Origin of the sequence: Novosphingobium aquae (genome assembly GCF_037572715.1) — a bacterium.
Taxonomy (GTDB): domain Bacteria; phylum Pseudomonadota; class Alphaproteobacteria; order Sphingomonadales; family Sphingomonadaceae; genus Novosphingobium; species Novosphingobium aquae.
In genome coordinates this window covers 464,036-475,843 of sequence record NZ_JBBHJY010000001.1, presented here as the reverse complement: position 1 = coordinate 475,843, position 11,808 = coordinate 464,036, and the positions used below count along the sequence as shown (strand labels likewise).

15 protein-coding genes are annotated in these 11,808 nt (G+C 64.5%); 13 read left to right on the top strand and 2 right to left on the bottom strand.

Annotated elements, in window-relative coordinates:
* Nucleotides 1-112 precede the first annotated feature (112 nt).
* Together WG900_RS02570 and WG900_RS02565 are read right to left on the bottom strand one after the other, a co-directional pair.
* The gene (locus WG900_RS02570; protein ID WP_339964429.1) at nt 113-331 is read right to left on the bottom strand and encodes an AlpA family transcriptional regulator; all 219 of its coding nucleotides are present in this window, start codon (nt 329-331) and stop codon (nt 113-115) included.
* Nucleotides 332-335: 4 nt separating this feature from the next.
* Nucleotides 336-809: a hypothetical protein gene (locus WG900_RS02565; protein WP_339964427.1), complete on the bottom strand. Its 474-nt coding sequence runs from the start codon at nt 807-809 to the stop codon at nt 336-338.
* Nucleotides 810-1,163: 354 nt separating this feature from the next.
* Between WG900_RS02565 and WG900_RS02560 the strand changes: the two genes are divergently transcribed.
* The 13 genes from WG900_RS02560 (at nt 1,164) to traU (ending at nt 11,791) form a co-directional block, all read left to right on the top strand.
* The gene (locus tag WG900_RS02560) at nt 1,164-1,490 is read left to right on the top strand and encodes a hypothetical protein (protein ID WP_339964425.1); all 327 of its coding nucleotides are present in this window, start codon (nt 1,164-1,166) and stop codon (nt 1,488-1,490) included.
* Between the two features lie 30 nt (nt 1,491-1,520).
* Nucleotides 1,521-1,808, top strand: coding sequence for a type IV conjugative transfer system protein TraL (traL, locus tag WG900_RS02555; protein ID WP_339964423.1), 288 nt, complete (start codon nt 1,521-1,523; stop codon nt 1,806-1,808).
* 14 nt (nt 1,809-1,822) lie between these two features.
* The gene (locus WG900_RS02550) at nt 1,823-2,395 is read left to right on the top strand and encodes a type IV conjugative transfer system protein TraE (protein WP_339964421.1); all 573 of its coding nucleotides are present in this window, start codon (nt 1,823-1,825) and stop codon (nt 2,393-2,395) included.
* Nucleotides 2,395-3,144: a type-F conjugative transfer system secretin TraK gene (locus WG900_RS02545; RefSeq protein ID WP_339964419.1), complete on the top strand. Its 750-nt coding sequence runs from the start codon at nt 2,395-2,397 to the stop codon at nt 3,142-3,144. The genes WG900_RS02550 and WG900_RS02545 overlap by 1 nt, the downstream gene beginning before the upstream one ends.
* Nucleotides 3,137-4,492, top strand: a complete 1,356-nt coding sequence (locus WG900_RS02540) for a TraB/TrbI/VirB10 family type IV secretion system protein (protein WP_339964417.1) — start codon at nt 3,137-3,139, stop codon at nt 4,490-4,492. Before WG900_RS02545 ends, WG900_RS02540 begins: the two co-directional genes overlap by 8 nt.
* Nucleotides 4,493-4,560: 68 nt before the next feature.
* Nucleotides 4,561-5,370, top strand: a complete 810-nt coding sequence (locus tag WG900_RS02535) for a DsbC family protein (RefSeq protein WP_339965310.1) — start codon at nt 4,561-4,563, stop codon at nt 5,368-5,370.
* Between the two features lie 5 nt (nt 5,371-5,375).
* Nucleotides 5,376-6,119: a conjugal transfer protein TraV gene (locus WG900_RS02530; RefSeq protein ID WP_339964415.1), complete on the top strand. Its 744-nt coding sequence runs from the start codon at nt 5,376-5,378 to the stop codon at nt 6,117-6,119.
* Nucleotides 6,119-8,665, top strand: coding sequence for a type IV secretion system protein TraC (gene traC / locus WG900_RS02525; RefSeq protein ID WP_339964414.1), 2,547 nt, complete (start codon nt 6,119-6,121; stop codon nt 8,663-8,665). Before WG900_RS02530 ends, traC begins: the two co-directional genes overlap by 1 nt.
* Before the next feature lie 29 nt (nt 8,666-8,694).
* Nucleotides 8,695-9,165, top strand: a complete 471-nt coding sequence (locus WG900_RS02520) for a hypothetical protein (RefSeq protein WP_339964412.1) — start codon at nt 8,695-8,697, stop codon at nt 9,163-9,165.
* On the top strand, nt 9,162-9,578 hold the full coding sequence (locus WG900_RS02515) for a TrbI F-type domain-containing protein (RefSeq protein ID WP_339964410.1): 417 nt from the start codon (nt 9,162-9,164) through the stop codon (nt 9,576-9,578). Before WG900_RS02520 ends, WG900_RS02515 begins: the two co-directional genes overlap by 4 nt.
* Nucleotides 9,565-10,110, top strand: a complete 546-nt coding sequence (locus WG900_RS02510; protein ID WP_339964408.1) for a S26 family signal peptidase — start codon at nt 9,565-9,567, stop codon at nt 10,108-10,110. Before WG900_RS02515 ends, WG900_RS02510 begins: the two co-directional genes overlap by 14 nt.
* Entirely contained in the window at nt 10,110-10,766 is a 657-nt protein-coding gene (gene traW, locus WG900_RS02505; protein ID WP_339964406.1) for a type-F conjugative transfer system protein TraW, read from the top strand. Before WG900_RS02510 ends, traW begins: the two co-directional genes overlap by 1 nt.
* Before the next feature lie 53 nt (nt 10,767-10,819).
* On the top strand, nt 10,820-11,791 hold the full coding sequence (gene traU / locus WG900_RS02500; protein WP_339964404.1) for a conjugal transfer pilus assembly protein TraU: 972 nt from the start codon (nt 10,820-10,822) through the stop codon (nt 11,789-11,791).
* Nucleotides 11,792-11,808 lie beyond the last annotated feature (17 nt).

The window sequence follows — 11,808 nt, the reverse complement described above, 5'->3', positions numbered from 1 at the left end:
GTAGAGCAGCGTCACCAATGAGCAATTCCAGTGCAGTCCAAGATAATTTTACACGAACAAAGCGCGGACCACTCAATGGACGTCAGTCAACGGGTACCTGCAGTTGCACGGCTCACTTGAATGCCTGCTCACAAATCCATTGCTCAATTTCGCTTTCCACCCAAACGGTGCAGCGAGTTCCGAGCAAACGTGACTTCGGAAATCTACCATCGCTCATCCTCTGGTAGATCGCGGAGCGCTTCAGACCTACGCGGCGCATGACTTCGGGCAGGCGCAGCAAGCGCTGATGGATGCTTGGCTCGAACATTCGATTGTCTGGCATCGTGGTCATGGGATCATTCTCCGACCACGGCGGAGTACCGGGACCCGCCGATCACGTCGCCGCGTCGATTGAGATCGGCGATGTGCTGGGTGAGCGTCCGTGCGAGCAATTTGGCGGTGCCATGCGCCCAACGAGGACGTAACTCATCGATATCTTCACCCAGCTGTTCGACTATCTCGATAGGCGCGCGTTTGAAGAGCTCACCCAGAAATTGCGCTGCTCCTGTTCCGGATCTGGCCAGTGCGAAATCCTCTCCGACCAACAGGAGCAGCAACAGGGTCTCCTCGCCGGCAAGATCGGATGCCTCAAGAATCATCACGACTTCGCCCAAAGTGACAGGCCGCCCGCCGCTGAGCGAGCGGCGCAGGCTGTCACGCTTGATTCCGGCGACCCGCGCTATCTCTGAATAGGATTTGCCACTTTCCTTGACGGCGCGCTCGATTAAACGCGCGACGCGTGCCGGAAGATCATTGTGTGAAGTGGTCACGCCAGGCCTCGACTCGAATGGTTGAGCCGACAGCTATCCTGCGCAATCAGGCTGTAGGAAAGCGAAAAGAACAAACAAAGAACTTATAGGAATTCCAGAACGGGACGCGAATCACCGCGTGCGCTGCAATGCGTGACAACTGCGCATTCGTGAGCGGCCCTTGCGCAACGGCTCGCCGAATCCGCGCAAACCCGACGCTGTTCTGCGCACTACGCCGATACAAGCGTTCTTGACCTGCAATTCCTCTCAAAATCTGGGCTGAGGAAGGCCTTCCCCATTTCCTACAGCAGAACTTCTCCGCAATTAGAACAGACAGCGAACGAACGCTGCGACACTCAAGCGGAGAATACGTCCATGAATGCCCCTGCCCTTCCCTCGATCGGCGGCAACCGCCTCGGCAAGATCGCCAACTTCACCCTGCCGGTTGCCGTCGCGGCGCTTGCCGCCAGTGCTGCCTATGCCGGCGCCGACACGACCTTCACCCCTGCCCTGCAGAAGTTCACTGATTTCCTGGAAGGCTCGGGCGGCAAGATCATCACCGTACTGAGCCTCGCCGGCGGCCTGATCGGGCTCGCTTCGGGCCGCTTCACCCTCGCGCAGATCGCGGTGCCGGTCGGCGTCGGGATCGGCGTCGGCACCGGTGTGCCGATCGTCACCTCGGTTGTCACCGCGGTCATCTGAACCGGGTGTCACTGGAGGGCGTGCGTCATCATGAGCGACAGGTACATCGTGCCAAGGCGCCTCGACGATCCGGAACTGATCGGCTTCTGGACCCTCGACGAGTTCGCCGGGATGATCGTCCCTTTCACCTGGGGGATCCTCGGACAGCATGTCTTTATCGGCATAGCCCTGGCCGCTGCCTCCTGGTTTGCGCTCCGCAAGGCCAAGGCAGGCCGCAGTTGGGCCTGGGTTATCCATGCCGCCTACTGGCATCTGCCTGCAGGTCTCTCTGGCCTCAAGATGACGCCGCCCTCCCATTGCCGGCTGCTGGCCGGCTGAGGGGAGACAAATCCATGCTTGTCCAGATTTCTCACGAGCGCAGCCAGGCGCTGCTGAGGCAACGCAATCTGTTCGCGCTGACCAGTGCCGGATTGGCGATTGCCTTGGTTGTCGCCGGTGGTTTCGCCGTGACCCGCGACCGCGAGGTCGTGCTGGTCCCCACCGTCCGCGCGCCGCTCACCATAACGAGTACCGGCGCTGACGCCCAGTATCTCGAATTCGTGACCCGCGATGCCGCGTTGTTGCTGCTCAACCGCAGCCCCGAGGGGCTCGACTACTGGATGAGTCAGATCCTCGAACTCGCCGATCCTGCGGCCAATGGCACGCTCAAGGGCGAGCTGCTGCGGATCGTCGAGGAACAGCGCGGCTCAGACGTGACCCAGGCCTTCGTGATCAAGCAGATCAAGGTCGATCCTGCCGCCCTCACCTCCGAGGTCAAAGGCACGCTCAAGACCTTCGTCGGGGCGACCGTAATCGGCAGCGACGAGCGACGGTTCCGTTTCAGCTGGACCTACCAGGGCCTGCGCCTCGGCCTCGCCGGGTTCGTCCAGCTGCCACCCGAAGACACAACCAAGGAGTCCAAGTGATGCCCTTTGCCCAAAAGCGGCGCGCACCGATAATCGCGCTTGCAGTCTCGCTGCTGACATTGGCCAGCCCGGCGCTCGCCGACCAGTTCAAGCAAAGCGCCGATGGCGGCACGATCGCATGCTCAGTTTCAGCCCGTGAACTCACCCGGTTCGCGCTCATCGGCGACCAGTTCGCCAGCGTCTCGAAGATCTCGAGCGGCTATCCCTACAACGACTTTGCGGTGACCCACGAGCCGGTGCGCGGCGACATCTATGTCTCGGTCCCGGAAACCTTCGCGGCGGCGCGGATCAGCTTCTTTGCCACCACCAAGGCGGGCTACGTCTACAAGTTCTCCTGCTCGATCGACAAGATCGAGGCCGCCCAAGTATTCATCACCAACCCGGCGCTCGCCAAAGGCGATGCGGGACACTGGGAGAACCAGACCACCCCGGAAGAAGCTGCACTGCGCCTGGTCCAGGCCATGGCGGCGCAGCAGACGATCGAAGGGTTCGAGGTCAGCCAGCCTGCTGCGCTGCCGAGCCGGGTCGGCTCGCTCGAAGTCCAGCTGATCGCCGAATACCGCGGCGCGGCACTGGCCGGAAAGGTCGTCCGCCTCGTCAATCGCGGCGCCAAGGCCATGACACTCGCCGAAAAGGATTTCGCTCCTGTGGGTGCTCTCGCGGTGTCGATCGCGCGGGCCACCCTTGAGCCCGGTGCCAGCACCACGGCCTATCTCGTCGGCCCGAACGGGGGGCAAGGTCATGACTGATCAGACATCTGAAAATGCAATTGGCAGTGAGCAGCGGTCCCGCGAGGTCCATGAACCGGTCAGCGCCGGACAGCTCAATGAGCGCACCGCCAAGCGCCAGCGAATGCTGCTAGCCGGGATCGCAACCGTGATCCTCGCTGGCACCAGCTGGATCATTTTCGGCAGCGATCATTCGAAGAAGGTACACGCGGAACGCGAGGCCGAGACGATCGAGACCGCAAGCCTGGTCAATCGCAACCTGTCGCAGCGGGAATTTACCACCGTCTACGGCAATCAGCTGGGTGCGGTCACGCGCGAGCAAAAGGCCCTCAAGGAAGGGGCGGTCATGCGTCCCGAGATGGAAGCCGAACTTGCCGCGCTGAAAGCCGAGAACCAGGCGATGCGCACCGACGGCCAGGCGGCGATCGACGCAATCTCGGCCGAAAACACCCAGCTCAAGAACCAGCTGCAGAGCCAGGCGAGCACGCCCGTCCCCAATGCCGCGGCCATGCCTGCCTATGGCCCGCGCGCTGGCGGCTACGACGCGCGGGGACCTGCGGCCGCCTCGCCGCAAGCCGGATCCATGGCTCCCGGCGGGGCTGGTGCCGACGCGGCGCCGCCGCCCGCAGAGGTCAAGTTGATGAACTTCAGCGGTGACAAGGCAGGCAGCACTGGCGTCAAGCTTGCACGCGCCGATGTGCCGCCCCTGGTGGTCGAGGATTCTCCCGATTACCTGCCGCCCAACTCCTATGCACGGGCTCGGGTAATCGTCGGGGTCGATGCTTCGGCCGGGGTCGCCAGCCAGACCGATCCGCTCCCCGTGGTGCTGCGTATAACCGGCCCAGCGCGATCGGTACTGCAGAACGGGCGGGTCCTGACCACCCGGCTTGAAGGCTGCGTGATCAACGGCGCAGCGCGCGGCGATCTCTCGAGCGAGAAGGTCTACGTCAAACTGGCGCGGATGACCTGCGACCAACCCGGCGGCCGCGTCGCAGTTTCCGAGGTCAAGGGCTTCATCTCGTTTGCAGGCAAGTCCGGGGTGCGCGGCCGGGTCGTTAGCCGCGAGGGTAACCTCGTGACGCAAGCCCTGCTTGCCGGGATCGTCGGCGGGTTCGGACGCGGCTTCTCCGCCAATGCCAATTCGGTGTTCTCAAGCACCCGCACCAATGCCGACGGCTCGAAAGCCAAGCTCTCGCCTGGCGACATCCTCGGCGGCGGGCTTGGCCAGGGTGCAGCCGATGCGGCCGATACGGTGAGCAAGTACCTCATCGAACGCGCCGAACAGTACCAGCCCGTTGTCGAGATGCCGACCGGCATCGAGGTCGAGGTCGTGTTCCTCGACGGCGTCTACGTGAGGAATTCAAAATGATCGAAGGATTGAACGCGGGGCCCCACTCCAATTGGGGACGCCGCCGCTGGCCCAAACTCGCACTTGGTATGACCGCGCTGGTCGCGCTTTCGGGCGCGACGGGATGGGGTGTCGCTCATCTCGCGGCGAAGTCGGTCGCCGCGACCGATGTTGCCAAGGTCAAGGCAGCCCTCAAGCTGCGACTGCCCAAGACGCCGATCGATCAGATCAATTGCGAAGGCCTTGGCGGCCTGTGCGAAGTCGCCTCGAAGACCACGCTGTTCTATGTCGACGCTCGCGCCAAGTACCTGGTGATCGGCCGGGTCTACGACATGGAAGCGCGCCAGGACCTGACCGCAGCGCGGCTGCTCGCGCTCAATCCCGATCTGCTTGCGGCAGGCGCAGCCCGCCGCGGGGGCGGTAATGACGAAGCTGCGCAGCCCCAGGCTAGCAGCGCACCAAAACAGGTTTCGCTTGCCGGACTCCCCGCGAACGGCGCGATCACCTGGGGTCCGACAAATGGTCCCAAAGCCGTGGTCTTCTCCGATTTCCACTGCGGCTACTGCAAGAAGCTCTCTGCCGAATTGAAGGCAATCGGCGCGCGGGTCGAGGAACGCCCCATATCGATCTTCGGAGCCGAGGCGCGCAAGGATGCCGAGCGGGTGCTGTGTTCACCCAATCCCGAGACCAGCCTCCATGCCGCCTATTCCGGCCTAGCGCTCGCCAATCCGGCTCCTTGCGACACACGCGGGCTCGATGCCAACGAAGCTTTCGCAAAGGCGCACGGCTTCAATGGCACCCCGGTGATCGTCCGCCCCTCCGATGGCGCGGTGCTCGAGGGCTACCGCGATGCGGCCGGGCTGCGTGCCTTCCTTTCCCCCTCCCAGCCCAAAGGATAATGCTCATGCACCGCTCAATCCCGCTCGCCGCGCTTGCTCTCAGCCTCGCTGGTTGCACCCACCTCGGCACCAATATTGCCGGCGATTTCTCGTGCCGTTCACAGGCCGGTCAAGTTCATCGGACAGGCTGTCAGCCGCTGAGCGAGGTCGATGCCAAGGCGATCCGCGAACTGGTCAAGTCCGAGGGCTCGGCCCTGGCGGAGGTCCGCCAGCGCATCACGGTGCCTGCAGCCGATACGACCCGAGCCGGAGAACGCACGCTTAGGATCGTTTTCCCGGCCCATGTCGACGGATCTGGCACGCTCCATGACGAAGCGGTCGCCTGGACGGTAGTCGAAGCGGCGCGCTGGGCCGGCGAATTGCGCCGCGACGAAGTAGGCCAACCCAAGGGCACGATGCGCGCGCTGCGCCAGGCGCTCAAGGAACAGGCCCGCCGTGCGAGCGATGCAGCTGTGAACCCTAAGCCCCGGTCTCCCGAAGACAGTGGCCCTGCCGCACCTGCCAATCCTTTCCTGCCATCCTCGCCGCTTGCCCTCCCCTCCCCAGGCGGCGAGGCCCAGACCGACGTGACCACGCCCGTTCCGGCCACGTCGGCAGCCGAGGGGTCCGACATGTCCCCCACCCCGCATGTTCGGGCCCCTCGGCCTTTGGAGGAAAGGCACCGCATCTGGCCAAGCGCGGCTGCGATCGAAGCCGTCAAGGCGCTCAAGCACAAAGCCGACACCACGCCGAAGAAGGAGCCCAAGTGATGGCACTGTCACTGCGGGCACTGCGTGACCGGCTTCTTGCAGGTCTGCTCGGTGATGCCGAGCAGACCGAGGCGGGGCGCCCCATGCTTATGCTCGACATGCTGTCGGACTGGCTGCCCTACCGGGTCTACGATCCGGCAAGCCGGCTCTACGTCAATGCCCGCTCAAAGGGGTTCGTGCTCGGGGTAACTCCGCTGATCGGCGCCGACGAGCGCACCGGCGAGATCCTCGGGGCGTTCTTTTCCGAAGGCCTGCCGGCAGGCGCCTGCCTCCAGGTCCTCCATCTCGCAAGCCCCCGGATCAGCCGGATCGTCGCGCCGTGGTTTGCCCCGCGCTACGAACAGGGCGGGGTCTACGAGGCGATCGCGCGCCACCGGGCGAAGAAGCTCTATTCGATGGTCTGGAAATCGGGCGCCAGCGATGCGCCGTTCCACGCCCGCGCGCACCAGGTGGTGATCTCATTGGGGGTGCCAGCGTCCAAGGCGATCAGCAACGAGGAACTGAGCCACGCCCGCGAAGGGCTGATTGCCATGCTGAAGTCCTTGAACCTCGGCGTGATCGAATACGAGCCGCACCACCTCATCGCGCTGCTCGACGATCTGACCTCGCCAACCACCGCGCCGCAGGACGATGCGGTCCCCTACAACCCCAATGACCCCATCGCCAATCAGGCGATCCGTCGCGACATCGAACTCCTGGTCCACGAAGACCGGATCGAGCTCGGGACCGAAAGGTTTCGGCCCACCGGGGTTCACAACCAGGGCGTGCCCGAGATCGGCGCGGTCTATCCCGACCGCTTCGACGTGCGCCATTTCGCGGTGCGTAACATGCCGCCGCGCTGGGCGCCGCACGAGTGCGCGCGGCTGATCGGCGACCTCTTCACCGACAAGCTCCGGTTCCCCTGCCCAGCGGCGACCATGCTCTGCCTCGTCTATCCCGATCAGGAAGCGGCTGCCGCGAAGGCCGGGTTCAAGTTCATGCGCACCACTAGCCTGTCGCAGACCCGCAGCGCGCGCTTTCTGCCGCGGATCGCCGAACAATCGGCCGAGTGGCAACACGTCCAGGCCGAGCTCCAGGAAGGTCGCCGCCTGGTCCGGGTGTTCTACGGGATCACCACCTGGTCGCCGCTGGGCCAGGGCGACCGCCATGAGCGCGCGTTCAAGTCGATCTACAAGGCCGCAGGCTGGGATCTCTCAGACGAACGCTATCTCCAGATCCAGGGGCTTTTGGCGGCCATGCCGCTGACCCTTGCCGACGGGCTCGGTGCCGACATGGAGCGTCTCAAGCGCTTCAAGACCCTGCTCTCGACCACTGCGGCAAACATCGCGCCGCTACAGGGCGAGTATCTCGGTGGGCCGGTGCCGCACCTGCTGTTCGTCGGACGGCGAGGCCAGCCGTTCTACTGGTCGCCGTTCGAGAACGAAGCGGGCAATCACAACGTCGCGATCTGCGGCAAGTCGGGTTCGGGCAAGTCGGTACTGCTGCAGGAAATGTGTGCGGCGCTGCGCGGCGCCGGGGCCAAGGTCGTGGTAATCGACGACGGGCGCAGCTTCGAGCATTCGGTCAAGCTCCAGGGCGGACGGTTCATCGAGTTCACCCTCGCCTCGGGGTTCTGTCTCAATCCCTTCTCGATGATCGACGCGGCCCGCGCTGCGGAAGACGAGGATTACCGGCTCGACTGCTTCGCTATGGTCAAAGCCATTGTCGGACAGATGGCGCGGCATTCGGCGCGGCTCACAGATACCGAGCGCGGGCTGATCGACCGCGCGGTCAATCTGGTCTGGTCCGAGCACCAGTCCAGCGCCAGCGTGACCAAGGTCGGCGCGTGCCTCGCCGCCATGGAGAACGAGACCGCCGCTGACCTTGCGACCTCGCTCGGGCCGTTCACCGCTGGGGGCACTTACGCCCGGTTCTTCGAGGGCCAGGCGAGTCTCGATCTCGAGGCGGACTTCACCGTCTTCGAGATGTCCGATCTCGCCACCCGCGAGGAGCTGCGCTCGGTGGTGCTGTCGGCCATCATGTTCATGACCAGCCAGGCGATGACCCGGAGTGCGCGTTCGGTCCGCAAGCTGCTGCTGATCGACGAGGCCTGGTCGATGCTCAAAGGCGGGTCGATGGGCGAGTTCGTCGAGACCTACGCCCGCACCTGCCGCAAATACGGCGGTGCGCTCGCCACCGCCACACAGAGTCTCAACGACTATTACAAGTCGGACGGTGCGACTGCGGCGCTCGAAAACAGCGACTGGATGCTGATCCTCCAGCAGAAACCTGAAACCATCGCCGATTTCAAGGCGAGCAAGCGCCTCGATATGGACGAGCGCACCGAGACGCTGATCCGCAGCCTCAAGCGCTCGGGTTCGGCCTATTCCGAAGTCTTCATCAAGGGGCCCGAGACCGAGGCGATCGGCCGGCTCGTGCTCGACGACTATTCCGCGACGCTGTTCTCGAGCTCGCCCGCGACCTTCGCCGCGATCGATGCCGAAATGGCGCGCGGCCACCAGCTTGCCGATGCGATCGAACGCATCGCCTTCCCCGACAACCCATGAACCCCAGCAAACAGGAGGAAAGAGATCCCATGCCGCACTGCCTGCAGACACCCTTTGACCGCGAGGTCGAAGCGAAACCCGAGCCGGATTGGCTCCCACATCGTCCGATCATCGCGGCAACCCAGGAAGGACACGACCTCCCCCGGCCGCCACGTCTTGCTGCGCGCAGGCCGCGCCGTCACTGGTGGGGGCTTGCCGCCGATGGCTGCTACATCATGATCCGGTCGGGCATATTCCTGATGGCCTGCTGGGTCATTGCGATGGGCCTGCCGCTCATGTTCCTGCTGCTGCTGACCGGCGGGCAGATGGATGTGACCTTTGCCTTTCTGGGTTCACTGTTCGGCGCTTTCGCCGATGCCACCCCGGACCGTCAGTATGTCTTCGCCAACCGGTCGACCTGGTTCCTGGTCGCGCTCGCCACGGCGGTGGCAGCTTGGCGGCTGCCCCGGTTCCTCGACGAAGTCAGCGAAGGGCTCAAGACCTTGGAGAAAGGCGCGTGAGAAACATTATAGCAACATCAAACGCACCGCGCCGCTTCGCCGGGCTCTCGCCGACTGCACTGGTCATTGCGGGTTCGATGCTCGCATCCACGCTGTGGGGCGCCTGGGCGACCCGCGAGATCGTGACGCTAGGACACCGCGAAGTGGTCACGGTCCAGCTCTCCCGCATCATGGGAGACTTCGTTGAAGCCGAAGCCCGTTCGGGCCGACCCGCCGAAGAGACCCAGACGCGCGTCGCCGCCTACCTCAAGGCGGTCGAGGCTTCGGTCCAGGCCTTGGGCAAGGACGGCCGCACCGTGCTCGTCGCCGAGGCCGTGGTCTCCGGCGGAGTGCCCGATCTCACCGAACAGGTCCGCGCCGATGTGGCGCGGCGCCTTGGAGCACCAGGAGCTGCGAGCCATGGCACCCGTTGACACGCTCCGCTTGCCCAGCTGGATTGGCAGACAGGTCGCCAGGGTGCCGCGGCTCGCACTCTTCGTAGGCGTTGGCGCGGGCGCCCTCGCGCTCGCGGCAACAAGCCGGTTTGCCGAAAACCATGCGCTGATGATCAACGCCAGCCCGTCGCTCCCTTATTGGGCGATCTGGCTCGATCGGACGGACACACCCGCGCGCGGCGACCTGATCGTGTTCATGCCGCCGCGTTCCGATCTGGTTACCCGCCACTTCGGGGCGAAGCCGCAGCCGTTCGGCAAACGCGTGCTGGGCGTGGCAGGTGACCGGGTCACCGAGAAGGACCGCGCGTTCTTCGTGAACGGTGTGGCCGTAGCCCGCGCCAAGGCCGCGAGCCGCCTCGGCGAACCGCTGCCGCTCGGGCCGACCGGCACGATCCCCAAGGACTGCTATTTCGTCGGCTCCGAGCACAAAGACGGGTTTGACAGCCGCTACGCTGCGATTGGCTGGATCTGCCGATCACAAGTCATCGGGGTCGGGAGGCCAGTCCTGTGATGACCGCTATCAAGCGCCTCGCCATCCCGCTCTGTGCCACTGCGCTCGCACTGGTCGTCGCAAGTTCAGCGCAGGCCCGCGACTACGGTCAGCATGGCACGGTCTGGCCGGTCATCGAGCCCGACCTGCTCGCACAGATCCATGCCCGGCTGCTTCACCTCGAAGCGAGCGGCGAGACCGCCAAGCTCAATGCCGAACTGAAGCGCCGCACGATCGCAAGGGTGAGCCGCCCCGCCCCGGTCGCAGGGATTGCGCTAGCGGGTGCCGTGCGGCGCTGGTCATTCGATCCGACGATCACGGTCGATACCGACATCAAGGACGACAAGGGCCGCACCGTCATCGCGCGCGGCACACGGGTCAATCCGCTCGACACCGTACCGCTGCGCGCCCCGCTCGTTTTCGTCGATGGCGATGACAAGGCGCAGATCGACTGGGCCCTGGCGCGCTACGGCAAGACGCCCGCCAAGTTCATCCTCGTTAGCGGCGCGCCGCTCGAGCTGATGAAAGGACGCCAGCGCCGGTTCTACTTCGACCAAGGCGGCAAGCTCACCGCGCATTTTGCCATCCACGCGGTTCCTGCTGTGGTCGAACAACAGGGCCGCGTGCTGATCGTGACCGAACAGCCCCCCAAACTTCCGCAATCGAGGCCGTCATGAGCCGCACAAAATCATCGCTTTCAAAGCGCCTCCTCTCGTTCCTCGCAGCGGGGATGATAGCACTGGCCACAGGCGCACCCGCTGAAGCAGGGACGCCTGGCAAGTGTACCGGACACTTCGTCAACCCGATCACCGATATCTGCTGGTCGTGCCTGTTCCCGATTTCGATTGGGGGGCTCAAGATTTGGCCGTCAAATCGCCCCGATCCCGACAACCCTGACTTGCCGGTGTGTCTGTGCGGACTGCGTCCCGGCATCGCGATGGGGTTCTGGGAGCCGGTGCGGCTCGCTGACGTCTCGATGAAGCCCTGGTGTTTCGTCAACCTGGGCGGGCTCAAACTCGACCCTGGTTTCGACATCGGATTCAAGACCATGGCGGGGCCGTCAGCGGTTGGCGGCGCGACCCAGTACCAGTCACAGTGGCATGTCCACTGGTATGCCTATCCGCTGATCTACTGGATGGAGCTGGTCGCCGACTTCCTCTGCCTCGAGAGCGGCTCGGTCGACATCCTCTATATCACCGAGATCGATCCGCTGTGGCAGGACAGCGAGCTCACCGCGATCATCAACCCTGAAGCCGTGCTGTTCGCCAACCCGCTCGCGCTCGCTGCCTGCGCCGCCGACTGCGTGCTTGCCACCACCAAACTGCCCTCGGACAGCCTGTTCTGGTGCGCCGGCTGCCAGGGTTCGATGTATCCGCTCAATGGCAACGTCTCGGCGACGATCGGCCATGTCCAAGCCTCGCGGCTCGCGCTCTCGCGCTTCGCCTACAAGCTCCACCGCGAGCTGGTCGCCTGGGGCACGATGGGCGGCAAGGGCCTTTGCGGCAAATACCTGATGCCGGTGATGCGCAAGCAGCAATACCGCTTTCAGGCCACCAACCCCAATCCCCAGACCAGCGGGCGCTACGCCTGCGCGCCGATCGGCGCCTCCACCACTTTCATGTCGGCCGGCCAGGTCTACCCCGCCATTGGCGAGGACATGGGCTACCTGGTCTGGCGCAAACGGAATTGCTGCGCGCTATGAAAACCTCCCTCCAAGCT

What these genes read in the sequence shown, in the direction of transcription:
- WG900_RS02530 (WP_339964415.1), top strand. Translation starts at nt 5,376, where the DNA reads ATGCACCGCTCAATCCCGCTCGCCGCGCTTGCTCTCAGCCTCGCTGGT.
- WG900_RS02570 (WP_339964429.1), bottom strand. Translation starts at nt 331, where the DNA reads ATGACCACGATGCCAGACAATCGAATGTTCGAGCCAAGCATCCATCAG.
- traW (WP_339964406.1), top strand. Translation starts at nt 10,110, where the DNA reads ATGACCGCTATCAAGCGCCTCGCCATCCCGCTCTGTGCCACTGCGCTC.
- traU (WP_339964404.1), top strand. Translation starts at nt 10,820, where the DNA reads ATGATAGCACTGGCCACAGGCGCACCCGCTGAAGCAGGGACGCCTGGC.
- traC (WP_339964414.1), top strand. Translation starts at nt 6,119, where the DNA reads ATGGCACTGTCACTGCGGGCACTGCGTGACCGGCTTCTTGCAGGTCTG.
- WG900_RS02510 (WP_339964408.1), top strand. Translation starts at nt 9,565, where the DNA reads ATGGCACCCGTTGACACGCTCCGCTTGCCCAGCTGGATTGGCAGACAG.
- WG900_RS02540 (WP_339964417.1), top strand. Translation starts at nt 3,137, where the DNA reads ATGACTGATCAGACATCTGAAAATGCAATTGGCAGTGAGCAGCGGTCC.
- traL (WP_339964423.1), top strand. Translation starts at nt 1,521, where the DNA reads ATGAGCGACAGGTACATCGTGCCAAGGCGCCTCGACGATCCGGAACTG.
- WG900_RS02520 (WP_339964412.1), top strand. Translation starts at nt 8,695, where the DNA reads ATGCCGCACTGCCTGCAGACACCCTTTGACCGCGAGGTCGAAGCGAAA.
- WG900_RS02550 (WP_339964421.1), top strand. Translation starts at nt 1,823, where the DNA reads ATGCTTGTCCAGATTTCTCACGAGCGCAGCCAGGCGCTGCTGAGGCAA.
- WG900_RS02535 (WP_339965310.1), top strand. Translation starts at nt 4,561, where the DNA reads ATGACCGCGCTGGTCGCGCTTTCGGGCGCGACGGGATGGGGTGTCGCT.
- WG900_RS02560 (WP_339964425.1), top strand. Translation starts at nt 1,164, where the DNA reads ATGAATGCCCCTGCCCTTCCCTCGATCGGCGGCAACCGCCTCGGCAAG.
- WG900_RS02545 (WP_339964419.1), top strand. Translation starts at nt 2,395, where the DNA reads ATGCCCTTTGCCCAAAAGCGGCGCGCACCGATAATCGCGCTTGCAGTC.